The organism is Rhodococcus sp. IEGM 1302 (assembly GCF_030056935.1).
Taxonomy (GTDB): Bacteria; Actinomycetota; Actinomycetes; order Mycobacteriales; family Mycobacteriaceae; genus Rhodococcus_F; species Rhodococcus_F qingshengii.
On the sequence record NZ_JASHKY010000005.1, the window covers coordinates 122,743 to 145,438 of the forward strand.

Consider the following 22,696-nt stretch of genomic DNA (forward strand, 5'->3'; position numbering starts at 1 on the left):
TACCCCGTGAGTGATGTAGAAGCCCAGCCAGTCGACGACACCCCCGAGCAGCTCCGTATCCGGCGCGAGAAGCGTGAACGGATCCTGGCGCAGGGGCAGGAGGCGTACCCGGTTTCGGTCGATCGCACCCACACGCTCGCGCAGATCCGCGCGGAGTACCCGGAACTCGAGCCGGACACGGCGACTGGCGTGCTGGTCGGCGTCGTCGGCCGCGTCATCTTCATGCGCAACACCGGCAAGTTGTGCTTCGCGACTCTGCAGGAAGGCGACGGTACCCAGCTGCAGGCCATGATCAGCCTCGCCGGCGTCGGCGAAGAGGCACTGGCTGCCTGGAAGTCCGACGTCGACCTCGGCGACTTCGTCTTCATCCACGGTGAGGTCATCAGCTCCCGTCGCGGCGAGCTCAGCGTGATGGCCGACGCGTGGCAGATCGCGTCCAAGTCGCTGCGCCCCCTGCCGGTTGCTCACAAGGAAATGAGCGAAGAGTCCCGGGTGCGTCAGCGCTACGCGGATCTGATCGTTCGCCCCGAGGCTCGGGACAACGCCCGCAAGCGCGTCGCAGTTGTCCGTGCGCTGCGCAATGCACTCGAGAGCCGCGGCTTCCTCGAGGTCGAGACGCCGATGCTGCAGACGCTGCACGGCGGCGCGGCAGCTCGCCCGTTCGTCACGCACTCGAACGCCCTCGACATCGACCTGTACCTGCGTATCGCGCCGGAACTGTTCCTCAAGCGTTGCGTCGTCGGCGGTATCGAGAAGGTCTTCGAGATCAACCGCAACTTCCGCAACGAGGGCGTCGACTCCACTCACTCGCCCGAGTTCGCGATGCTCGAGACGTACGAGGCCTACGGCACGTACGACGATTCCGCGAAGATGATTCGTGAACTCGTCCAGGAAGTTGCGCAGGAAGCATTCGGCACGCAGGTCCTCACCCTCGCCGACGGTTCCGAGTACGACGTCAGTGGCGAGTGGCAGGTTCTCGAGATGTACCCGTCGCTGTCGGCTGCCATCGGCACCGAGGTCACGCCGGATACAACGGTCGACGAGCTTCTCGCTCTGGCGGAGAAGGTCGGCCTCGAGGTTCCCAAGGACAAGGGTTACGGCCACGGCAAGCTTGTCGAGGAGCTGTGGGAGCACCAGTGCGGCGATCAGCTGTACGTGCCGACGTTCGTCCGTGACTTCCCGGTCGAGACATCGCCCCTGACCCGTGATCACCGCAGCAAGAAGGGTGTCACCGAGAAGTGGGACCTGTACATCCGCGGATTCGAGTTGGCGACAGGCTACTCCGAACTTGTCGACCCGGTCATCCAGCGTGAGCGCTTTGTCGACCAGGCGCGCCTCGCGTCGGCAGGCGACGACGAAGCGATGGTGCTGGACGAGGAGTTCCTCGCCGCGATGGAACAGGGCATGCCGCCGACCACCGGCACCGGCATGGGAATCGATCGACTGCTGATGGCTTTGACGGGTCTCGGTATTCGCGAGACGATCCTCTTCCCGATCGTTCGTCCGTCCGCTCGCTAGCCTTACTTCGATCAAGGTTCGGCCGCACATGTTGCGGCCGAACCTTTTTCAGTTGAGGCGCTCCCAAGGTATTCGATTAGTTCCCAACGACATTCGCCTGCGACAAAGGATTCATCCATGCGCGGTCGCCTGAGTTTCGGACTTTCGAATTGTTGCGATGATTTGGTCGATCGTGCCCTGGTTGAGTGCGTCAGGTAGTCCCTGATCCGACTGGACAAGGAAGACCATGACCTCGGCTGTGGAGTATCCGGGTGTGGTGACGACATCGAATTGTGCTGAGGGCGGATCGCATTCGTTGTCCGCCGGGATATTTGTGACGGTTGCGGTGTACCGGATCGCCGGGCGTCCGGAGATGGTGAAATTCGTGGGTCCGCCGTAAGCGATACTGGCGAGAGTGCCGTTCTTGGAGGCGAAGATTGCGCTCGGTAGAGGTCTTTTCTCGAGTCGTCGTCTGTCATGATTCCCCAGTCTGGATGCATCCCCCGATGCGTCGCGAGGAGTGTATCGGCACTGTCTTTGTCGCAAGACAAGTCGACCGGCATACCCGGCGGCGAGAAGTCCCAATCATCCTGACGAGCCGAGACAGGACGTTTGTCCAGGTGCTATTGTCGCTGCTTATCGAAGGATCTGGGGAGGAATGGTCGTGGTGAAAAAGGTTGTTGTCACGATGGTTGACGATCTGGACAAAAAATCGCCCGCGGACGAAACTGTGGAGTTTTCCGTCGACGGAGTTGCTTACGAAATCGATCTCACCGCCGCCCACGCCGCGGAACTGCGCGATGCACTGAAAAAGTGGATTCCTCATGCGAGAAAGTCGAATTCCGCCAAATCAGTCAACGGAGCGGTGACCAAATCCCGTCCCGTTGCGGACCGCGATCAGAGTGCCGCCATCCGCGAATGGGCCAAGGGTGCCGGCTTCGAGATTTCGGCCCGCGGTCGTATTTCCACCGAGGTGCGCCGAGCCTACGAAAAGGCCGTCTGAAATGGATCGCGAATGGATTCGGGCGCATTTTGCCGAAACGGATTGATAACGCGTTCTAGTTTGTTAGCGTCTGCACGGTTCGCATCTCTCGTAGAGGAGTCGGTCGTGCACAGAAACAGGTTGTTCGGGGGCGTGGTTCTTGCCGCTCTGATGCTCGTCGGGTTCACCTCCGTGGCTTCGGCTCAGGCTCCGTTGCCCGTGCCCAATGCCTTCCTTGCCGGTGTTCCTCAGGAGTTGGGAAATCCTGGCGGTTCAGCTCCTGGATCCAATGACTTTTCGTGTAAACCGACTGCCGAACATCCCAATCCGGTTGTGCTCGTTCACGGAACGGGTGGAAACAGGCAGACCAACTGGGCCACCTATGCGCCGTTGCTCGCCAACGAGGGCTACTGCGTCTTCGCGCTGACATACGGCAACTTCCCCGAGCAGCCTTGGCCGTTGTCGGCCATCGGTGGAATGCAGGAAATTCCTTCCAGCGCAGTACAATTGTCGAATTTCGTCGATAAGGTACTTGATGCCACGGGTGCTACATCGGTAGATCTGATCGGACATTCCCAGGGCACCATCATCAACGGGTACTACGCGAAGTTCCTCGGTGGTGCCGATAAAGTGGACAACATCGTCTCGGTGGCGTCGCTGTGGAAGGGAACGCTCGGAAACGAGCAGGTAAGTGTCGGCCGCAGCCTTCGCGAACTCGGGGTATCCGAGGCAGCGCAGGCCGGATTCCCGATCTGCAAGGCATGTCTGAACATGGGGGCAGGCTCGGAGTTCATCGAAAATCTCCGTGCGGGAGGCGTTTACGCGCCGGGTGTTCACTATACGAACATCACGACCCGCTACGACGAACTGGTGCTGCCGTATACAAATGGGCTGGAGCCTGGGCCGAACGCCACCAACATCGTCGTCCAGGACGGTTGTGAGCAAGACATCTCCGATCACCTCGCCATCGCGGCATCGCTGCGCGCCGCGACTTTTGCTCTCAATGCACTCGACCCCGCGCATCAGCGGCCGGTACCGTGCAACTCGGTATTGCCCGTCGTGGGTTGATCACTATGCGGAGGCCTTCGGTGGGGATTCGAACATGCGTGGGCGCTCTCGCTGTGGCGGGAGCCGTGGCCGTGTCCGCGCCGTCTCTTGCGTCGGCGAACGAACCTCTACCCGTTCCGTCCGGTTTCCTCAGTGGAATCGCCCTCGAAGCGACCAGCCCGGGCGGATCGGCCCCTGGCACCAACGACTTCTCGTGCACGCCTTCCGCTGCTCATCCTGATCCAGTCGTCCTGGTGCACGGGACGGCGGCCAACCGTCAGACCAATTGGGGCGTACTCGCACCCGTACTAGCCAACGAGGGATACTGCGTTTTTGCGCTCACCTTCGGGAATCGAACGGACCAGCCGTGGCCGATTTCCGCAGCCGGCGGTCTCGCACCACTCGGAGACAGCGCAGGGCAGCTGTCGGACTTCGTCGACGACGTTCTCTCTGCGACGGGTGCCTCGAAGGTCGACCTGATCGGGCACTCCCAGGGGACGACGGTCAGTGCCTACTACGCCAAGTTCCTCGGCGGTGACACGCACGTTTCCAAGATCGTCTCCATCGCTCCGTTGTGGGACGGCTCGGAGGTCGGCCCGCCGGAAGGCGTCGGGGGACCGGATTTCGACAACGCCAGCTTCGTCACCGAACTGCGCGACGCGGGCGTCTACTCCGATGACGTCGAGTACACCAACATCGTGACTCGGTTCGATCAAGTGGTCGTTCCGTACAGCAGCGGAATACTGGCCGCGTCGAACGCGTCGAACATAGTTGTTCAGGACGGTTGCGAGCAGGACCTGTCGGATCACATCGTGCTGGTGGCGTCGCAGCGAACGGCGACTCTGACGCTCAACGCGCTGGATCCGTCGAATCCGCGTGAGGTGCCGTGCGCTCGGGTACTCCCGATATTCGGCTGATCAGGCGTCGAAAATCGCTGTTCGCTTCAGGCGTACAGGAACCGGGAAACGATTCCCTCAGCTGCGACGTTGTGAACGGTAAGCAGTCCGGCTTCCGCCGCCAATCGGGTGGAGGAGCAGCAGGTGGACTTCGCGCCCTCTAGAGTAATAAGTGGGGTCGTGCAACCTTTGTCGATTCGTGGACGTCAGTCCGCTGACCGGCGAGGCGATCAGTCTGTAGTGCCGGAGCGAAACGCGGCGACCAGGGACGAGACATCCGGTCTCGAACCTGCCCGCCGGAGAGTGTGAGGGAGAGCGATGTTCGAGAGGTTCACCGATCGCGCGCGGCGCGTTGTTGTCCTGGCTCAAGAAGAAGCCAGGATGCTCAACCACAACTACATCGGCACGGAGCACATCCTTCTCGGCCTCATTCACGAGGGCGAAGGTGTCGCAGCCAAGTCGTTGGAGTCGTTGGGTATCTCCCTCGAGGGAGTCCGCAGCCAGGTCGAGGAGATCATCGGCCAGGGCCAGCAGGCTCCGTCCGGTCACATCCCCTTCACACCGCGCGCCAAGAAAGTCCTCGAGCTGAGTCTGCGCGAAGCGCTGCAGCTCGGACACAACTACATCGGTACGGAGCACATCCTGCTCGGTCTCATCCGTGAGGGTGAGGGCGTAGCAGCCCAGGTTCTGGTCAAGCTCGGTGCCGATCTCAACCGCGTCCGCCAGCAGGTCATCCAGCTGCTGTCGGGCTACCAGGGCAAAGAGCCCACCGAAACCGGTGGCACCCGCGGAGAGGCCGGCACGCCGTCCACCTCGCTCGTGCTCGACCAGTTCGGTCGCAACCTGACGCAAGCTGCCCTCGAAGGCAAGCTGGACCCGGTCATCGGCCGCTCGAAGGAAATCGAGCGTGTCATGCAGGTTCTCTCGCGTCGTACCAAGAACAACCCGGTTCTCATCGGTGAACCCGGTGTCGGTAAGACCGCTGTGGTCGAGGGCCTGGCTCAGGCAATCGTCAACGGTGAGGTCCCCGAGACCCTCAAGGACAAGCAGCTGTACACGCTCGACCTCGGGTCGCTCGTGGCCGGCAGCCGTTACCGCGGTGACTTCGAAGAGCGCCTGAAGAAGGTTCTCAAGGAGATCAACACCCGCGGCGACATCATCCTGTTCATCGACGAGCTGCACACCCTCGTGGGTGCGGGCGCGGCCGAGGGCGCTATTGACGCGGCCTCCATCCTCAAGCCCAAGCTTGCTCGCGGTGAGCTGCAGACCATCGGTGCCACCACGCTCGACGAGTACCGCAAGTACATCGAGAAGGATGCTGCTCTCGAGCGTCGTTTCCAGCCCGTTCAGGTGGGCGAGCCGACCGTCGAGCACACCATCGAGATCCTCAAGGGTCTTCGTGACCGCTACGAGGCTCACCACCGTGTCTCCATCACGGACGGTGCTCTCGTGGCAGCGGCGACGCTGGCCGACCGCTACATCAACGACCGCTTCTTGCCGGACAAGGCGATCGACCTCATCGACGAGGCGGGCGCGCGAATGCGTATCCGTCGGATGACTGCACCGCCGGACCTGCGCGAATTCGACGATCGCATCGCCGACGCGCGTCGCGAGAAGGAGTCCGCGATCGACGCGCAGGACTTCGAGAAGGCTGCGAACCTGCGTGACAAGGAGAAGACCCTCGTTGCTCAGCGCGCTGAGCGTGAGAAGCAGTGGCGTGCGGGCGACCTGGACGTCATTGCCGAGGTCGACGACGAGCAGATCGCCGAGGTTCTGGGCAACTGGACCGGTATCCCCGTCTTCAAGCTCACCGAGGAGGAGACCACTCGTCTGCTCCGCATGGAAGAGGAACTGCACAAGCGGATCATCGGCCAGGAAGAGGCGGTCAAGTCCGTCTCGAAGGCGATCCGTCGTACGCGTGCAGGTCTGAAGGATCCCAAGCGTCCCTCGGGCTCGTTCATCTTCGCCGGCCCGTCCGGTGTCGGTAAGACGGAGCTCGCGAAGTCGCTCGCCAACTTCCTGTTCGGCGACGACGACGCTCTGATCCAGATCGACATGGGCGAGTTCCACGACCGCTTCACCGCTTCGCGTCTGTTCGGTGCCCCTCCCGGGTACGTCGGGTACGAAGAGGGTGGCCAGCTCACCGAGAAGGTGCGCCGCAAGCCGTTCAGCGTCGTGCTGTTCGACGAGATCGAGAAGGCACACCAGGAGATCTACAACACCCTCCTGCAGGTGCTCGAGGACGGCCGTCTCACCGACGGTCAGGGACGTACCGTCGACTTCAAGAACACGGTGCTGATCTTCACGTCCAACCTCGGTACGTCGGACATCTCCAAGGCAGTCGGCCTGGGCTTCAGCTCGGGAACGGGCACGGAGTCGAACTACGAGCGCATGAAGCTCAAGGTTCACGACGAGCTGAAGAAGCACTTCCGTCCCGAGTTCTTGAACCGTATCGACGACATCGTCGTCTTCCATCAGCTCACGAACGAGCAGATCGTTCAGATGGTCGACCTGATGCTCGCTCGCGTCGAGGCGGCACTCAAGAACAAGGACATGGCCATGGAGGTCACCGACAAGGCCAAGTCGCTTCTGGCCAAGCGCGGATTCGATCCGGTACTGGGTGCACGACCGCTGCGTCGCACCATCCAGCGCGAGATCGAGGACCAGATGTCCGAGAAGATCCTCTTCGGAGAGATCGGACCCGGCCACATCGTGCTCGTCGACGTCGAGAACTGGGACGGCGAAGGCTCGGGTGAGGACGCGAAGTTCACGTTCACGCCCACCAAGAAGCCGATCGACGTGCCGGACGCACCGCCGATCGAGCTGACCAAGGCCGGCGAAAGCGAAAGCGCAGCAGAGTAGTACAGCAGAGTAGGTAACGAACGGGCGGCACCTCACCGGTGCCGCCCGTTTCGTGTATCACGGGAGAGGGCGTACACATGAACGACATCGAACTGGGTCACCTGCGCCGTTGCGTCGAATTGGCAACGGAAGCATTGGATGCCGGCGACGAACCTTTCGGTTCCGTCCTGGCAGCGGCCGACGGAACATTTCTGGCGGAGGACCGAAACCGGATCGCGGGCGGCGACAACACTCGCCACCCCGAGTTCGAGCTGGCTCGGTGGGCGGCTCAGTACCTGACGCCGGACGAGCGTTCGACGGCAACGGTATTCACCTCGGGAGAGCACTGCGCGATGTGTTCGGCCGCGCACGCGTGGGTGGGCCTCGGACGTATCGTCTACATCTGCTCTTCGGCTCAACTCGGCGACTGGCTCGCGGAGTGGGGTGTGTCCCCGGCGCCGGTGAAGTCTCTGTCCGTCAACGAGGTTGCGCCGAACGTCCCGGTCGAAGGCCCGGTGCCGGAGTTGGTTCCGCTGGTGCGAGAACTGCATCGGAAGTTGCATTCGCCGAGTGCTTGACGGGCACACACAAACGGGCGGCACCTCGCTGGAGGTGCCGCCCGTTTGCGTGTGAAGTCAGGAAACTGCGTCGACCGCTCGAACCTTCTCTCGCAGTTCACCCTTGACGACCTTGCCGCTTGCATTGCGCGGCAGTGCTTCCACGACGACGATGTCCTTCGGGTGCTTGTAGCGCGCGAGACGATCGTTGAGGAAGCTGCTCAGCTCCTCGATGGTCAGGTCCACGGCTGAACCTGGCGCCATCGCGACGATCGCTACCGGCACCTCGCCCCACTTGGTGTCGGGGCGGCCGACGACGGCCGCTTCGACGATCAATTCGTGTTCGTAGAGAACGTTTTCCACCTCCGCGCAGTAGATGTTCTCTCCGCCGGAGATGATCATGTCCTTCTTGCGATCCACGACGTAGACGAAGCCTTCGTCGTCGACTCGAACGAGATCGCCGGAGTGGAACCATCCACCGTGGAAGGCGTCAGCGGTGGCGGTGGGGTTGTTCCAGTATTCGCTCATCATCGTGGGCCCGCGGTAGACGATTTCACCGATTTCACCGGGTGCCACGTCGTCCATGTTCTCGTCGACGACCCTGGCCGAGATGGTCGGGATGACCCGACCGACGGATCCGAGCTTACGAATCGCATCCTCGCCGTCGAGAACGCAAGTGATGGGCGACATCTCGGTCTGACCGAAGACCGCGACATTGAATGCGTCCGGGAAGGTTTCGGCCATTGCCCGCAGGATCGTATCGGACGACGGTGCGGCGCCCCACGAGATGTTCTTCAGCGACAGTGCTCGAGGTTGCGCCTTCTGTACTGCGCACACGGCCTGCCATTGCACGGGCACGAGGAACAAGCTGGTGACCTTCTCGGCTTCCAGAATGTCGAGTAGTTGACCCGGGTCGAATGCGCCGACCGGATGGATCACCGTGGTCGTGCCGAGTTGCAGGCTCGGCGCTATGGAACCGAGGGCTGCGATGTGGAACATGGGCGACGCACAGAAGCCGATGGAATCGGCATTGAACAGGTGGAAGGCCCTGATACAGGTCAATGCTTGCGAAGACAGGTTGGAGTGGGAGAGCACCGAGCCCTTGGGGCGACCGGTGGTTCCCGAGGTGTACATGATGAGTGCAGGAGTGTCGTCCGGGATGTCGACGAACGCGTGCGACTCGCCCTCTTCGCTGATCAAGTCCTCGTAATTCAGGCTGTCACCCTCGGCGGGGGCGCCTACGGTGATGGAGATGTCGATACCCTCGGACGCGGCTCGCGCAGCTCCGGCCAACGGAGCCAACGGTCCTTCGGCGACAATGACTTTGGAGCCGGAGTCGTTTACCAGATAAGCGACCTCGGGTGGTGTCAGACGGAAGTTCACCGGAACAGCGATGGCGCCCAGTGCGTTGGTCGCGAGCACGACCTCGAGGTATTCGGGGCGGTTGAGCATCAGGATGAGCACGCGGTCGCCGAAGCTGACGCCGCGTCGGGCAAGAGCGTCCGCCAGCTTCTCGACGCGTGCGTCGAGGGTGCTCCAGGTGATGGAATCGCCCAGGAATCGCAGTGCGGTGCGATCGGGAATCATCTGCGCATGCCTGGCGATCTGATTGTTCCAGTTGGTGCGGCGTGAACGCTGCGCCTCGGAGACTGCATCGGTGGAGGCCATCGATGGGTTCCTCTCATGCGTGGGTGATTGTGTGACTCAGGCTACAGTGAGCCGTCGATTCGTACAGTGGTTTTGTTAACGAAAATTCGCAGTGATTACTTGAAGTGGGGCGCGCGTTTCTGCAGCATCGCCATCGCGCCTTCTTTGAAGTCCTCGCCAGTGAGAAGTTCTGCCTGACCGGTATTTTCGAGCTCCAGCGCAGCATCGAGGCGGTCCAGTGTCGCCGCATTGAGTGCGCGCTTGGTGAGTTCGAGGGCGCGTCGGGGAGCCTTCGACGTGCGATCGACGACGGAGTCGACGAGTGCGTCGAACGCGTCGTCGGCGACGGTGCGGGACACGAGCCCGAACCGCTCTGCGTCCTCGGCGGAAACTCGCTCGCCCAGCAATGCCATCTCGGCCGCTCGGGCGCGTCCGATCGCTGCCGGTACCAACGCACTGGCGCCGCCGTCGGGCATCAAGCCGATGTTGACGAAGGAGAGGAGGAAATAGGCGCTCGATGCGGCGTACGTCAGGTCCGCGGCTAGAGCGATGGACACGCCGACGCCGGCGGCCGGGCCGTTGACCGCGGCGATCACCGGGACCGGGGCGCTGGTGATGGCGCGAATCAGCGACGTCGCCGCATCCATGACGACTTTCGGGTCTGCGGGGTTGACGGCCGCTGCGGCGAGGTCGGCTCCGGTGCAGAACGCTCGACCGGATCCGGTGATGACGATGGTGCGAACGGCCGGGTCTGCGCCGCCGTCGTGGACGGCAGCTGCGAAAGCAGTCATCGTGGGCAGATCGATCGCGTTCATCCGCTTCGGGCGGTCGAAGGTCAATCGCAGTACACCGTCGGTGATTTCGGAGCGAAAGCCCGTCTCGGCGGTGGCGGTCATGCCGCGCTCACAGCCGTGACGAATCCGGAAAGCCGTGAGGTGATGAGGTGTTCGGCCTCCGAGACCATGCGGTCGATCATGTCGGCGACGGTCGGGATGTCGTTGATCAATCCTTGGCTCTGTCCGGCGGACCAGATGCCTGCATCGAGGTCGCCGTCCTCGAAGACCTTGCGTCCGCGGGCTCCGGCTACCAGATGCTGAATGTCGCTGAACTGCGCGTCGCCACGTGCTTCGATGTCGACGACCTCGGCACTGATCGCATTCGCGGCTACGCGCGCGGTGTTGTGAAGCGTCCGGAAGATCAGCTTGGTGTCGCGTTCGGTGTTTGCGACAATCTGCTCTTTAACCGATTGTGCGACAGGGGATTCCGCGGTACACATGAAGCGAGTTCCCATGTTGACGCCGTCTGCTCCGAGCGCAAGCGCCGCGACGAGTCCACGTGAATCTGCGATTCCGCCTGAAGCGATCACCGGAATCGTGAGTTGCTGCGTGGCCGCCGGAATCAGAATGAGCCCTGGTATGTCGTCCTCGCCTGGGTGCCCGGCGCATTCGAAGCCGTCGATGCTGACGGCGTCGACGCCCAGTCTCTCGGCTTTGACCGCATGTCGAACTGCAGTGCACTTGTGGATAACCTTCACGCCCGCGTCCTTGAAATGCGGAAGATGATCGATCGGATTGGAACCGGCGGTTTCGACGATCTTGATCCCGGATTCGATGATCGCCTGGCGGTATTCGGCGTACGGCGGCGGCGTGATCGACGGCAGAATAGTGAGATTGACGCCGAAAGGCTTGTCGGTGAGATCGCGGGTTCGAGCAATTTCCTTGACGAGGTCTTCCGGTGTGGGTTGAGTGAGGCCCGTCAAGAACCCGAGGGCGCCGGAATTTGCCGTGGCCGCAACAAGTTCTGCCCGTCCCACCCACATCATGCCCCCTTGCACGATGGGATGGTCAACGCCGAACATTTCGGTGAAGCGAGTGCGAATCATCTGCTCACAACTACTTTCTTACGGTCGGTCATTCGGCATCGAACCCTCTTGCGGGCGAAGAAAACTTCACGCCGCAGGGAACGAGCCCGCCAGCGGACTACGTGCGAGGTTGTGCGAATCGTCACTAACATAACACCGCTGAGAGAGCGGGTGTCAAGACTCTTTTTCCGGAATCCGTCCGCCGCTACAACTGCGTTGTAGGGTTTCGGGTGAAGCAGTACCGGGCGCGAATTGCGACCTTCGCGACGGTTAACATGATCCGTTCGGACTCGCGCCCGTGGAAGTGCGGTGCAGCGGACGAAGGCAGTGCAAGAGAAAGCAACGGAAGTGGAGGGTCAGGTGCCCGGACAGACACGCGTCTCCGTGCGTGGCGGCGACCCTGCACCACGGACGCGTCCGAAGAATCGGAAGGCGCAAATCGCGGCCGCTGCTGCGGAAGCATTCAGCGAACGTGGCTACCACGCGGTGGGCATCGACGAGATCGCAGCGAAGGTCGGAATTTCCGGTCCGGCCCTCTATCGTCATTTCCCCACGAAATACGCCCTGTTCGTCTACACCGTGAACAACCTGACGCAGGCGTTGTTGGATGCCAGCGATCCAGCTGTGCACGGAAACGAAAATCCACGCGAGCAGTTGAACTCCACGATGGTGGGTGTCATCCGCGCGACGATCGAGAATCGGCGCCGGGGAGGGCTCTACCGATGGGAGGGCAGGTACCTGGTCGACGAGGATCGTGAGCAATTGCGGGTGGGAATGCGCACGCTCAATCTTCGGATCGCCGAGCCGCTGGCAGCGGTTCGTCCGGAACTCGACCCGGCGGATGTAGAACTCATCGCGCCCGCCGTGCTCAGTGTGATCGCCAGTATCACCGGTCATCGATCCGCGTTGTCCGCCAAGCAGATCGAAGCGCTGATTCTTGCGGCATGCTGGTCCGTCATCGGCGTCGAATTGCCCGCTGCCGAGGAGGACGGCGCGAGGGCAGGGGCGTCCGAACGCAAAACAGGCCTCGTACGGACGTCGAAACGCGAAGTGCTGCTTCAGGAAGCAGTGTTGCTGTTCTATCAGCGCGGCTACCACGACGTGAGCATCGAGGAGATCGGTGCCGCGGCGGGTATCAACGCGTCGAGTGTGTATCGGCACTTCGCGAGCAAGGCCGACCTTCTTGCTGCGGCCTTCCACCGTGCGTCCGATCGTCTGACTATGACGTTGGGCTCGGCGTTGGCTGAGTCGGAGACTCCTCTCGCGGCCGTCGAGACGTTGGCGAAGATGTACGTCGAGGTTTCGTTCGGAACCAGCGAACTGTTGGCCGTGTACTTTGCCGAGATCGGCAGTTTGCCGGATCGATCACGGACCGAGTTGCGCAACATTCAGCGTTTGAACGTCGAGGAGTGGGCGCACTTGTGTGTCGAGGCGCGTCCGGAGTTGTCGATCGTCCAAGCGCGGTTTCTCGTCCACGCGGCGCTCGGACTGGTCTTCGACATCGGCCGAATCGTGCACTTTTCCTCGGAGAACTCCGCGCAGGCCCGCGTCGAGAAACTGCTGTCCGCGACGCTCCTCGGGTAGTCCCGCCCGAAACAGTAGGTGTGACTTCACGTATCGCGGGTAGGTTCGTGATCGCAAGGCGTTCACCGAATCATGTGAAGACGGAAGTAGGGACAGCAATGCCAACTCGTACCGCACGCACCGCCTGGAACGGCACCCTCGAGGCCGGATCGGGACAGGTGGAACTCACCAGCTCGGGCGTCGCCACCTTCGACGTGTCGTTCCCCAAGCGCGCAGCTGAGGAGGCCGGCGGAACCACCAGCCCCGAGGAACTCATCGCCGCGGCGCATTCGTCCTGCTATGCGATGCAGTTGTCGGCCCTGATCGCCGAGGCCGGCGGGACCCCCCAGAGCCTCGACATCACCGCGGACGTGTCACTCGGCCCCGACACGGTCGGATTCAAGCTCACCGGAATCAAGCTCACCGTTCGCGCCGAGGTCGACGGCCTCGACGCCGACGGTTTTGCCAAGGTTGCCCAGGCGGCCAAGGAAACCTGCCCGGTCAGCAAGGCGCTGACCGGCGTCGACATCACGTTGGATGCGGCCCTGGACTGATCATCTCGCGCTCGGGCGCCCCCTCCGGCGCCCGAGTGCGGTTGTGTGTGACGACCAGGTAGCTCGCGAACAGGATCGGGAGCACCCACAGGTCCGAGGGATCGCGATAGACCAGGATCGGCAAGAGATCTCCGCGGAATCCTCCTGCGGTCAGGCGGAGAAACCCGATCACCCACTCGTATGCGTCGCCGATCGGCGGTATCACCTTCACGGCGGCGAAGCCGATCCCCGTGACTGCGATGGACCAGGCGATCGCTGCTCGCCCCACCAGACTTCGCCTGAGCACCTCGAGAACCGAGAGCAGAAGCAGGGGAAGCAGGAACACACCGGCAACGTCGGACAGCTTGCCCGTCATCGTGTTCCCGAATGCCCCTTTGAGTACGTGGTCGTTGATCAAGATGACGGCCACCGAGACCAGTGCCCACGGATTCAGCAGCAGATCGCCCGGACGGTTCACGACAGGTTGATGGTTGCCGAGCCGGACGAGAACAGATCGCACTTGAACTGAAGGCGCAGACCGGTGGCGGCTTCGGGGACCTCGTACGCCAATTCGCCTCGTTTGGCAGCGCCCGGCGCGAGCTCTCCGTCGACACTCGAAGTGCTGCTGTCGGTGAACGTGATGTTGTACGACTTGTTTGCCGAGTCCTGCAGTTCGAAGCACATCATCGACGAGACCGTCGACGGCTTGTCACTGTTGTTGGTGACCTCGGTGTCGACCACGACGTAGCGGTTTCCGGGATCAGCGGTGATGAACTGATTGGTCGAGACGTAGGGATCGACGACGCCGTGTACCTGGACGCGCCAGTCGCCCAGTTCGACGACGTCACCGATTCCGAAGGCGGCCGCAGGTGCGGCGGAAGAACCGTTGTCGTCGACCTTCTTCGCTTCGTCGGTCTCGCCCGAGGCGATGGTTGCGAACAGGGCTGCGCCGACGGCGAGGAGGGCGAGGGGAGTGCGGAGTGATCGCATGATGTGCGCCTTTCGAGAGTTGGTATGGCACAAGTCAACGATGTGAGGACTGCTCACCGCTTCGGTCGAAAGATCGGTCCGCCTCATCCTTTCGGTCGGAGCCTGGCGGTTCGTCCACCCGTTCGGCTGATTCGAGGCGTCGGTGGCGGTGGATACGCTTGCTCGGTGATCACCACCAAAGGAACCGTTGTGCGACGACGCGTATGGACTACCGCCGCTGTCGCGTTCAGCCTTTTCTGTTCCTTCATGACGGTGGGCATCGCAGGCGCGTCGGGAAATATGCCACCGGTATTGGTCGGTATCGGGTTCGTCCTGGGCGTGGCCGGTGGGATATCGCTTGTGTGGCGCCATCAGTATCCCTGGGTGGTTCTGGCGATCACGCTGGTCGGCCCGTTGTTCTTCCCCACCGATGCGACGGCGGCGCTCATCGCATTGTTCGCCGTTGCTCGGATCGCGCGTGGGCCTCGGCTTGCTGCCGCTGCGGCAGCTGTCTTCGTCGCGTGCGGAATTTCGTTGACCTACGACGCTTTTCGCAATCGTGAGTACTCCGTTCTCACGATGGGAACGATGAAACCCAAGGATGGTTCGGCGGTTGTTCAATACGACGTCGCCATCTGGATCCCGTGGCTCGTCGCAGCCGTCATGGTCGGCATCGTCGTGGCGCTCTCGCTCCTGATTCGGACCAGAACCGAACTCGTCGAGGCCGAACACGTACGGGATCTTGCCACCGAGAAAACAGACGTGATGCGCGACGAGATGATTCGCACCGAGGAACGAACGCGGATCGCGCGCGACATGCACGACACGATCGCGGCCAGTCTGAGCCGGATTTCGTTGTTCGCCGGTGGGTTACAGGTCAGCGCGGCAGACAATCCCGAGAAGGTCGTCAACACCTCTGCGATGATCAGAACCACCGCGCACGAGGCTTTGGACGAATTGAAGGGAATCGTCGGAGTGCTCAGGGGAAGCGGTGATCGCCGCGAACACGGCGGGCACCAGGGGATCGACGCGATCGGCGATCTGGTCAACGGTGCACGCGCCGCGGGCATTCACTGCCGTCTCGAATCGGAGTTGCTCCCGGGTGATGTCGGAATGCTGGCGGGCCACGTCTGTTATCGCGTCGTTCAGGAATCGTTGACCAACGTCCAGAAGTACGCGAGCGACCAGATGCTCGTCATTTCGGTGACCGGGTCGCCGCACGACGGAATTCGTATCCTCGCACGCAACAAGCTGAGCGAGCTTGCACCCATGACGTCGATCGGTTCACGGTCCGGCCTACGCGGGTTGGCCGAACAGGCAAGAGAGATCGGCGGCAAGGTGGAGGCAGGCGCGCTGGGGGACGATTTCCTCGTCAGTTGCTGGGTGCCCTGGTCGTCGTAACCCTCCCACCCTCTAACTGTCGGGGGCTCTGGGTAATCTGAGCGCACTATGGACGCTGACTCGCGCATCACAGTTTTGATCGTCGACAACGACGCCTGGGTTCGGCGCGGGATGAAGGACATCCTGGAAGCAGCGCCGGACATCGTGGTGGTTGCCGAGGCCGAGGACGGCGATCAGGTCGCAGCCAAAGTCACTCGGTTTCGTCCGCACGTGGTGCTGATGGATCTGAAGATGGCACGGGTCGGTGGCTTGGAGGCCACCCGAGAGTTGATGACCATGAGCAATCCGCCGAAGGTCATTGCGATGACCGCCTTCGACGTCGACGACATGGTCGTGCAGGCGGTCGAGGCGGGCGCGCACAGTTTTCTGAGCAAGGACGCGGCCCCACAGGCGTTCCAGCAGGCAGTACGGGTGGTGGCGTCGGACCACTCGTTGTTCAGCTCCGATTCTCTACGTGCCATCGTGGCCTCGGCACCGCGTCGGCAAGCACCCGACCTGACTCCCCTCGCTTCGCTCACCGAGCGTGAGCGCGAAGTGTTGACAATCCTGGCGACAGGCGCGGCCAACAGCGTCATCGCGGAGCGGCTGTACCTCGGTGAGACCACCGTCAAGACGCATATCTCTTCGCTGTTCGGCAAGCTGGGTGTGCCCAACCGCGTGAGTGCATCGTTGATCGCGTTCCGGTGTGGCCTTGTGACGTGATTCTGTGACCTCGTGACGTGAGCCGGGACTAATCCCGACCCTGTTCGTTGTTGCACCTTCGGTGACTGATCAAATCGTGATTGACCAAGACGTGACCATCGAAGTGTGGTCGGACGTCGCTTGTCCGTGGTGCTACATCGGAAAGACCAGGTTCCTTTCGGCTCTGGATCGTTTCGAGAACAAGGACCGCGTCAACGTCATCTGGCGCTCGTACCAGCTCGCTCCGGAGACCCCGGTGGGAGAGGGACGAACCGAACTCGACGCCTTGGTCGAGATGAAGGGGATGGCGCCTGAACAGGTACGTCAGATGTTCGCCCACGTCAGCGCGACGGCAGCCGAGGTCGGCTTGACCTTGGACTTCGACACCGTGATCGCCGCCAACACCTTTGATGCGCACAGGTTGCTGCATCTCGCGGGTGAGCGGCAGAACGAACTCCTCGAAGCGCTGTTCAAAGCGCACTTCAGCGACGGCAAGGTGATCGACGACCGTGAGGTGCTGGTCGAGCTGGCCGTGAGCGTCGGCCTCGACGCCGACGTCGTGCGCGAGCAACTGGGCTCCGATGCCGCAGCCGAGGCTGTTCGCGAAGATCTGTCCATGGCCCGCCAACTGCAGGTCAGCGGCGTCCCGTTCTTCGTCGCCAACCGTGCGGTCGCAGTATCCGGCGCTCAACCCGAAGAGGTGTTTCTGCAGTTGCTTACTCAGGCCTCCGAACCGGCCTGAGTAAGGCGAGCGGCACGAACTGCCGGGGCGTTCGAGAACGGCAACAGATGTGCACCGTCGTCGGGGCAGGAAAGCGTGACGTGCGCTGCATCGACGAACCGGTACGGCTGCGCTGCAACAACTCCGGCAAGGTTCTTGCGCAGACGCGACATCTCGGCCCGCGCGGTCACCGTGCGGGCCGGGTCACCGAAAAGATCCTGCGCCAACCGCGATGCGGTCAGTCCACGCCTCTCGGATCCGAGGAGAAACAGAATCTCCGCATGCCGCTGGGTCGGGCAGTAAGCCCATTCGCCCAACCCCGACGTGACGGTCACCGACATGTTCTCGGAATCGCGCAGATCGATATGCACCGTGGGTGCACTGATTTTCTCGCCGGTGGCGATCGGCCGGACCACCCACCCGCCGGGAAGTGGATCCAGTTCGCACAGACCCAAAGCGGGGAACCACGTCCTGCCGGGAGCCAAAGCCGCGGGGAGCAGCACGCGCGAGCGATGAGGTAGCGCATCGACCGCCGCTACCCAGCCATGAGTATCGATCACCAATGCCGGTGATCCGCTACGTGCAAGCATCGGCCCTGCAACAGAACGTAATTGATCGAGATTGTCCCGATGCTTGTCGCGCAGGTGTGATTGAGCGAGGCGTGCGACGGCGTCGACCAGAGCGAGCGTCGTGGGATGGACGGTCTTGGCAGGACCACTGATGTCGACGACGCCGATGACACGGTCGTCCCGCGGATCGCGGATGGGCGCCCCCGCACACGTCCACGGATGATGGCTGCGCGCATAGTGTTCCGCCGAGAAGATCTGAACCGCCTGTCGTGACACCAATGCCGTTCCGATGGCATTGGTGCCGACGTTGTCCTCCGCCCAGTTCGCCCCTTCGACAAATCCCAGACGCGCAGCTTGGTCCAGTACGCGATGGGAACCGCTGCGCCACAGTACAGTTCCGCGAAGATCTGCGACGACCATGATGTTCTCACCGCTCGCGGTGACCGATTCGAGTCCGCGTGTCACGTCGTCGAGGACGTCGTACAGTCCGGACTCACGACGACGGAGATCGAGTTCGGCGACGTCCATCGACGGTTCGACCCGGCTGTGCTCGGGATCGATACCGAGTTCGCGCAGGCGCTGCCACGATTGGCGAACCACGTCCCTCGGGCGGGCCGGTGCGCGGTCTCCGGCCATCGTCGCGTCGTACACCGCGGCGAGGGTCCTCGCGTAGTCGCGAGGATCCTCGCCGGGCGGCATCGCAGGCTCTGGCAACCGCTTTTTCAGCGAAGATACCGTTTTCAGCGAAGACACCGCTTTCAGTGAAGACACCGCGGTCAGCGGTAGACGAGGCCGCCGTCGATGAGACCGGCCTGACCGGTCATGTAGTCGGAATCGGGCCCGGCAAGGTACGAGACGAAACCGGCGACATCGTCGGGGGTTTCAGCTCGACCCAGCGCAATTCCGCCGACGAACTTCTCGTAGGTGGCGCCCTCTGGTGCACCGGTCAATTCGGCGAACCTCTTGTCGATCGTCACCCACATGTCGGTGCCCACGACGCCGGGGCAGTACGCGTTGACGGTGATTCCGTAGGACGCGTATTCCTTGGCTGCAGCCTGAGTGAGGGCCCTGACCGCGAATTTTGTTGCGCTGTAAACACCTAACATGGCGAACCCGTCGTGGCCGGCGATGGACGACGCGTTGATGATCTTTCCGCGCTGACCCAGAGCTTGGAACTTTGCTGCTGCAGCTTGAATTCCCCACAGGACACCGTCGACGTTGACGCTCCAGATCTTGGAGACCTCTTCCGGCGTCGCGTCGGAGATCGGGCCGACGAGAGCGATTCCCGCGTTGTTGACGATGACGTCGAATCCGCCCAATTCCTGGTGTGCATGTTCGACGGCTGCGTTGACCTGCGCTCGATCGCTGACGTCGGCGACAAACGTCGTTGCACGACGGCCGATCCGTCTGATCTCGTCGGCAACCGCATCCAGCTTGGTTTGGTCGAGGTCGACCAACGCGATGTCGGCGCCGTCGTGGGCGAGGCGGAGAGCGATTCCGCGTCCGATGCCTTGGCCGGCGCCGGTGACCAGTACTACCTTGCCCGTGATGCTCATGCAGTTTCTCCTCGTAAGCAGTGAACCGGTTGCCTGGGAACCGGTGAGTGATTTGTATGTGACGGCGACCACAATGCGGAAGGGTTGCACCGTGTTGCAATTCCGCAGAATGGGGCAGCGGTTGCAACCCTCGGCAACCCTCCCGGTATCCCGCGCGACGGCTCCATAGTTGCGCCACCACTTCGCGAATCATCTTGCGAGACAATCTGGAAGAGGGCACATGACCGCTACAGTCGACACACCCACGGAACCGGCCACGCCGAGCCGACAACCGTCACGCCGCTGGATCGGGTTCGGGATCGCGAACCTCGTGATCGTTCTCGTGCTGGCCGTGGCGAGTTGGTACCTTCTGGCCGATCCGACCACCAGTCCCTGGAGTTTCTATCCTCTGCCGTTCAACGCGGCGCTTTTCTGGGCAATCCTTTTTGTGGTGTTCATCGGCTTCAATTGCGAGTTCGCCGGCTTCGACCGACTCCCGCAGCCGGCGAAAGGCCTGGCGATCATGGTCGCGACCGCGGTCTTCGCCGTCGTGGTGACGTGGCTCCTGGCAAACGGCTTGGGGAGTTTGTACCCGGATTTCGCGGCCGATCGTGAGGGCGGCCTCGGATATTTCGCGGGTGCGCTGTTCGTGCTCTTCGGCTTCGGGACCTGGGTGATGGTGGTCCTGAACTGGCAGCATTGGCCGTGGACTTCCCTGGGGATGAAGCAGCCGTTGGTGGGTTTGTGTGAGATCGCGTTTGTCGCCGTCCCGACGCTGGCGCTGTACTTCGTGTTCGGTCTGCCGTCCGTGTCGCTGTCCGCCACGGATCCGTTGATGACCGTCGACACCGTGCTCGGGTGGTTCTACTGCGTCGTGGTGGTCGTGATCCTGACTGGCCAGACGCTCGACAACTGGCCGTGGCGACTGTTCGGCGGCGGGGGTAAGACGGCGCTCGCAGCCACGATCGGTAACTTCGCCGTGGGAACCGGCTTGTACTTCGTGGCACTTCCGGTCGTGAAGACGCTGGTGGGAAGCGATGCCGTTGCCGAGTTGGGCGGTGTGATCCATCAATTCCCGGCGCAGCTCGGGGTGTGCTGGGCTTTCTGGATGATCTTCTGGGCCAACGCCTTCGGTAACAAGCCCACGGGCTTTGCGGACGGGGTCAACCTGGCGATCCGCGCGCTGCTCACGTTTGCGCTCGCGGTGGTCACATTCTTGTTCTATTACCGCTTTGCGGCAGAGTACATTCTTCACGAGCCGGCAGTTGTCGACGGATTGCACGGCAATGCACTGGGTTTCGTGGATTGGGCCGTGTTGTGGACGCTGTTCTACGTCGTGGGATTTCAGTCGCTGGGACTCGGCAGATTCAAGCCTGCTGAGGGGTGAGTCGGTTGCCCGCACCTCGGTGCGGGTAACCGGTATCGGACGCCGGCACCGCGTCCACTGATTGCAACAGACTGCAACGCTTGTGACCGGGGACACTTATGGGATGTGCTGTGTGTCACATTCACAAACAAGGAGAAGTGATGACGCAAACCATCGATTCCGCAGTCACCCCCGAGGTGAAGTTGACGGCGGTGACACCTCAGGAGCGCGTCGACGCCTGGCTGGCGGATTTCGAGTCGGCCCTCGCGGCTCGTGACATCGAGCGTGTGGCAGGCAAATTCGCACTCGACAGCTTCTGGCGAGACCTGGTGTCGTTCACCTGGAACATCAAGACCGTCGAGGGTCGCGAGCAGATCGCCGACATGCTCTCCGCGCGACTCGACGACACCGATCCTTCGGGATTCCGGACCACCGAGACACCCGACGAGGCCGACGGCGTCACGTCAGCCTGGATCGAGTTCGAGACTGCAACCGGTCGCGCGCACGGGCACCTTCGTTTGAAGGGAGATGAAGGTTGGACCCTGCTGACGTCGCTGCAGGAGTTGAAGGGACACGAAGAAGGCAAGGGCACTCGTCGTCCGCGCGGCGCCAAGCATGGGGCAGACCCGAACCGCATCACGTGGGCCGAGCAGAAGGAGATCGAAGACCGCGAACTCGGTTACACCACACAGCCTTACGTCGTGATCGTCGGCGGGGGCCAAGGCGGCATCGCCCTCGGTGCCCGGATGCGCCAACTCGGAGTACCGGCCATCGTGATCGACAGCCACGAGCGACCCGGCGATCAGTGGCGCGGACGCTACAAGTCCCTGTGCCTGCACGATCCGGTTTGGTACGACCACCTGCCCTACATGCCGTTCCCCGACAACTGGCCGGTGTTCGCGCCCAAGGACAAGATCGGCGACTGGCTCGAGATGTACACCAAGGTCATGGAGGTTCCGTACTGGAGTTCCACGACCTGCACCTCGGCGTCGTTCGACGAGAAGACCCAGGAATGGACCGTCGAGGTCAACCGCAACGGCGAGAAGTTGACGTTGCGTCCCAAGCAGTTGGTGATGGCGACGGGTATGTCCGGCAAGGCCAACGTTCCGACGTTCCCCGGGCAGGACAAGTTCCTCGGCGATCAGCACCACTCGAGCAAGCACCCCGGCCCGGATCAGTACGTGGGCAAGAAGGTCGTCGTGATCGGGGCCAACAACTCCTCGCACGACATCTGCGGCGCACTGTGGGAGAACGGTATCGACGTCACGATGGTGCAGCGCAGCTCGACGCACATCGTGAAGTCGGATTCGCTGATGGATTTGGGCTTGGGCGATCTGTACTCGGAGCGAGCACTGGCCGCCGGCATGACGACACACAAGGCGGACCTCACGTTCGGTTCGCTGCCGTACCGGATCATGCACGAATTCCAGATCCCGGTTTACGACGCAATCCGTGAGCGCGACAAGGATTTCTACGATCGCCTCGAGAAGGCGGGCTTCGAGCACGACTGGGGCGACGACGGTTCGGGCCTGTTCATGAAGTACCTACGCCGTGGCTCGGGCTACTACATCGATGTCGGCGCTGCCGAACTGGTTGCCAATGGAGACATCAAGCTCGCGCACGGCAATGTTCGTGAGCTGACCGAGAACAGCGTGATTCTCGAAGACGGTACGGAATTGCCTGCCGACGTGGTGGTCTACGCGACCGGCTACGGCTCGATGAACGGCTGGGTGGCGGACCTGATCGGTCAGGACACCGCCGACAAGGTCGGCAAGGTGTGGGGCCTGGGGTCGAACACCACCAAGGATCCGGGACCGTGGGAAGGCGAGCAGCGCAACATGTGGAAGCCGACGCAGCAGGAAGCGCTGTGGTTCCACGGAGGCAATCTGCATCAGTCGCGCCACTACTCGCTGTACTTGGCGTTGCAATTGAAGGCGCGTTACGAGGGCATCCCGACGCCGGTGTACGGACTGCAAGAAGTGCATCATCTGAGCTGAAAAAGAACTGCTGTGCGCCTTTATTAACCGCGG

21 protein-coding genes are annotated in these 22,696 nt (G+C 62.3%); 13 read left to right on the forward strand and 8 right to left on the reverse strand.

What is annotated here, in order from left to right; all coding sequences use genetic code 11:
* The first annotated feature begins 6 nt into the window (after positions 1-6).
* On the forward strand, positions 7-1,518 hold the full coding sequence (lysS, locus tag QM609_RS11445) for a lysine--tRNA ligase (protein ID WP_003945834.1): 1,512 nt from the start codon (positions 7-9) through the stop codon (positions 1,516-1,518).
* A gap of 111 nt (positions 1,519-1,629) precedes the next feature.
* Here the strand turns inward: lysS and QM609_RS29270 are convergent, their stop codons facing one another.
* Positions 1,630-2,082 (reverse strand): DUF8017 domain-containing protein, encoded by a 453-nt coding sequence (locus tag QM609_RS29270; RefSeq protein WP_228232430.1) that lies wholly within the window; start codon positions 2,080-2,082, stop codon positions 1,630-1,632.
* Between the two features lie 79 nt (positions 2,083-2,161).
* Between QM609_RS29270 and QM609_RS11455 the strand changes: the two genes are divergently transcribed.
* The 5 genes from QM609_RS11455 (at position 2,162) to QM609_RS11475 (ending at position 7,841) form a co-directional block, all read left to right on the forward strand.
* The gene (locus tag QM609_RS11455; protein WP_003945673.1) at positions 2,162-2,500 is read left to right on the forward strand and encodes a histone-like nucleoid-structuring protein Lsr2; all 339 of its coding nucleotides are present in this window, start codon (positions 2,162-2,164) and stop codon (positions 2,498-2,500) included.
* Between the two features lie 150 nt (positions 2,501-2,650).
* Positions 2,651-3,547 (forward strand): esterase/lipase family protein, encoded by an 897-nt coding sequence (locus QM609_RS11460; protein WP_076948608.1) that lies wholly within the window; start codon positions 2,651-2,653, stop codon positions 3,545-3,547.
* A 38-nt stretch (positions 3,548-3,585) separates the two neighbouring features.
* Positions 3,586-4,443, forward strand: coding sequence for an esterase/lipase family protein (locus tag QM609_RS11465; protein WP_076948560.1), 858 nt, complete (start codon positions 3,586-3,588; stop codon positions 4,441-4,443).
* A 297-nt stretch (positions 4,444-4,740) separates the two neighbouring features.
* A complete protein-coding gene (locus QM609_RS11470; RefSeq protein WP_003945604.1) occupies positions 4,741-7,284 on the forward strand; it encodes an ATP-dependent Clp protease ATP-binding subunit in 2,544 nt (847 codons plus the stop codon).
* Between the two features lie 77 nt (positions 7,285-7,361).
* Positions 7,362-7,841: a nucleoside deaminase gene (locus QM609_RS11475; protein ID WP_007726965.1), complete on the forward strand. Its 480-nt coding sequence runs from the start codon at positions 7,362-7,364 to the stop codon at positions 7,839-7,841.
* Positions 7,842-7,898: 57 nt separating this feature from the next.
* On the opposite strand, the gene fadD5 is transcribed toward QM609_RS11475, so the two are convergent.
* The 3 genes from fadD5 to QM609_RS11490 all read right to left on the reverse strand — a co-directional run bounded on the left by fadD5 (position 7,899) and on the right by QM609_RS11490 (position 11,349).
* Positions 7,899-9,488: a fatty-acid--CoA ligase FadD5 gene (gene fadD5 / locus QM609_RS11480; RefSeq protein WP_042451945.1), complete on the reverse strand. Its 1,590-nt coding sequence runs from the start codon at positions 9,486-9,488 to the stop codon at positions 7,899-7,901.
* Positions 9,489-9,583: 95 nt separating this feature from the next.
* Complete coding sequence (locus QM609_RS11485) at positions 9,584-10,363, reverse strand: enoyl-CoA hydratase (RefSeq protein ID WP_003945899.1); 780 nt, start codon at positions 10,361-10,363, stop codon at positions 9,584-9,586.
* Positions 10,360-11,349, reverse strand: a complete 990-nt coding sequence (locus tag QM609_RS11490) for an NAD(P)H-dependent flavin oxidoreductase (protein ID WP_064075123.1) — start codon at positions 11,347-11,349, stop codon at positions 10,360-10,362. Before QM609_RS11490 ends, QM609_RS11485 begins: the two co-directional genes overlap by 4 nt.
* A gap of 339 nt (positions 11,350-11,688) precedes the next feature.
* Between QM609_RS11490 and QM609_RS11495 the strand changes: the two genes are divergently transcribed.
* Together QM609_RS11495 and QM609_RS11500 are read left to right on the forward strand one after the other, a co-directional pair.
* Positions 11,689-12,912 (forward strand): TetR/AcrR family transcriptional regulator, encoded by a 1,224-nt coding sequence (locus QM609_RS11495; protein ID WP_042923747.1) that lies wholly within the window; start codon positions 11,689-11,691, stop codon positions 12,910-12,912.
* A 98-nt stretch (positions 12,913-13,010) separates the two neighbouring features.
* The gene (locus tag QM609_RS11500; protein WP_007726950.1) at positions 13,011-13,445 is read left to right on the forward strand and encodes an OsmC family protein; all 435 of its coding nucleotides are present in this window, start codon (positions 13,011-13,013) and stop codon (positions 13,443-13,445) included.
* On the opposite strand, the gene QM609_RS11505 is transcribed toward QM609_RS11500, so the two are convergent.
* On the reverse strand, positions 13,420-13,902 hold the full coding sequence (locus QM609_RS11505; protein WP_064111334.1) for a hypothetical protein: 483 nt from the start codon (positions 13,900-13,902) through the stop codon (positions 13,420-13,422). The genes QM609_RS11500 and QM609_RS11505 overlap by 26 nt on opposite strands.
* Complete coding sequence (locus QM609_RS11510; protein ID WP_003945701.1) at positions 13,899-14,414, reverse strand: DUF4352 domain-containing protein; 516 nt, start codon at positions 14,412-14,414, stop codon at positions 13,899-13,901. Before QM609_RS11510 ends, QM609_RS11505 begins: the two co-directional genes overlap by 4 nt.
* Positions 14,415-14,438: 24 nt before the next feature.
* Here QM609_RS11510 and QM609_RS11515 point away from each other — a divergent pair, with 24 nt between their 5' ends.
* The 3 genes from QM609_RS11515 to QM609_RS11525 all read left to right on the forward strand — a co-directional run bounded on the left by QM609_RS11515 (position 14,439) and on the right by QM609_RS11525 (position 17,217).
* On the forward strand, positions 14,439-15,794 hold the full coding sequence (locus QM609_RS11515; protein ID WP_076948561.1) for a sensor histidine kinase: 1,356 nt from the start codon (positions 14,439-14,441) through the stop codon (positions 15,792-15,794).
* A 48-nt stretch (positions 15,795-15,842) separates the two neighbouring features.
* Positions 15,843-16,496: a response regulator gene (locus tag QM609_RS11520; RefSeq protein WP_076948562.1), complete on the forward strand. Its 654-nt coding sequence runs from the start codon at positions 15,843-15,845 to the stop codon at positions 16,494-16,496.
* 91 nt (positions 16,497-16,587) lie between these two features.
* Positions 16,588-17,217, forward strand: coding sequence for a DsbA family oxidoreductase (locus QM609_RS11525; RefSeq protein ID WP_228232432.1), 630 nt, complete (start codon positions 16,588-16,590; stop codon positions 17,215-17,217).
* Here QM609_RS11525 and QM609_RS11530 read toward each other — a convergent pair.
* Together QM609_RS11530 and QM609_RS11535 are read right to left on the reverse strand one after the other, a co-directional pair.
* Positions 17,196-18,464: a GAF domain-containing protein gene (locus tag QM609_RS11530; RefSeq protein WP_007726932.1), complete on the reverse strand. Its 1,269-nt coding sequence runs from the start codon at positions 18,462-18,464 to the stop codon at positions 17,196-17,198. The genes QM609_RS11525 and QM609_RS11530 overlap by 22 nt on opposite strands.
* A gap of 77 nt (positions 18,465-18,541) precedes the next feature.
* On the reverse strand, positions 18,542-19,321 hold the full coding sequence (locus tag QM609_RS11535) for an acetoin reductase (RefSeq protein ID WP_007726931.1): 780 nt from the start codon (positions 19,319-19,321) through the stop codon (positions 18,542-18,544).
* 220 nt (positions 19,322-19,541) lie between these two features.
* Between QM609_RS11535 and QM609_RS11540 the strand changes: the two genes are divergently transcribed.
* Both QM609_RS11540 and QM609_RS11545 read left to right on the forward strand, forming a co-directional pair.
* Complete coding sequence (locus QM609_RS11540) at positions 19,542-20,687, forward strand: hypothetical protein (protein ID WP_050656739.1); 1,146 nt, start codon at positions 19,542-19,544, stop codon at positions 20,685-20,687.
* 140 nt (positions 20,688-20,827) lie between these two features.
* Complete coding sequence (locus tag QM609_RS11545; RefSeq protein ID WP_007726929.1) at positions 20,828-22,663, forward strand: flavin-containing monooxygenase; 1,836 nt, start codon at positions 20,828-20,830, stop codon at positions 22,661-22,663.
* Positions 22,664-22,696: the final 33 nt, after the last annotated feature.

Excerpts from the sequence above, each read along its gene's own strand:
- QM609_RS11460 (WP_076948608.1), top strand. The coding sequence starts at position 2,651 with ATGCTCGTCGGGTTCACCTCCGTGGCTTCGGCTCAGGCTCCGTTGCCC.
- QM609_RS11470 (WP_003945604.1), top strand. The coding sequence starts at position 4,741 with ATGTTCGAGAGGTTCACCGATCGCGCGCGGCGCGTTGTTGTCCTGGCT.
- QM609_RS11475 (WP_007726965.1), top strand. The coding sequence starts at position 7,362 with ATGAACGACATCGAACTGGGTCACCTGCGCCGTTGCGTCGAATTGGCA.
- fadD5 (WP_042451945.1), bottom strand. The coding sequence starts at position 9,488 with ATGGCCTCCACCGATGCAGTCTCCGAGGCGCAGCGTTCACGCCGCACC.
- QM609_RS11485 (WP_003945899.1), bottom strand. The coding sequence starts at position 10,363 with ATGACCGCCACCGCCGAGACGGGCTTTCGCTCCGAAATCACCGACGGT.
- QM609_RS11490 (WP_064075123.1), bottom strand. The coding sequence starts at position 11,349 with ATGATTCGCACTCGCTTCACCGAAATGTTCGGCGTTGACCATCCCATC.
- QM609_RS11500 (WP_007726950.1), top strand. The coding sequence starts at position 13,011 with ATGCCAACTCGTACCGCACGCACCGCCTGGAACGGCACCCTCGAGGCC.
- QM609_RS11510 (WP_003945701.1), bottom strand. The coding sequence starts at position 14,414 with ATGCGATCACTCCGCACTCCCCTCGCCCTCCTCGCCGTCGGCGCAGCC.
- QM609_RS11515 (WP_076948561.1), top strand. The coding sequence starts at position 14,439 with ATGGCACAAGTCAACGATGTGAGGACTGCTCACCGCTTCGGTCGAAAG.
- QM609_RS11520 (WP_076948562.1), top strand. The coding sequence starts at position 15,843 with ATGGACGCTGACTCGCGCATCACAGTTTTGATCGTCGACAACGACGCC.
- QM609_RS11530 (WP_007726932.1), bottom strand. The coding sequence starts at position 18,464 with ATGCCGCCCGGCGAGGATCCTCGCGACTACGCGAGGACCCTCGCCGCG.
- QM609_RS11535 (WP_007726931.1), bottom strand. The coding sequence starts at position 19,321 with ATGAGCATCACGGGCAAGGTAGTACTGGTCACCGGCGCCGGCCAAGGC.
- QM609_RS11540 (WP_050656739.1), top strand. The coding sequence starts at position 19,542 with ATGACCGCTACAGTCGACACACCCACGGAACCGGCCACGCCGAGCCGA.
- QM609_RS11545 (WP_007726929.1), top strand. The coding sequence starts at position 20,828 with ATGACGCAAACCATCGATTCCGCAGTCACCCCCGAGGTGAAGTTGACG.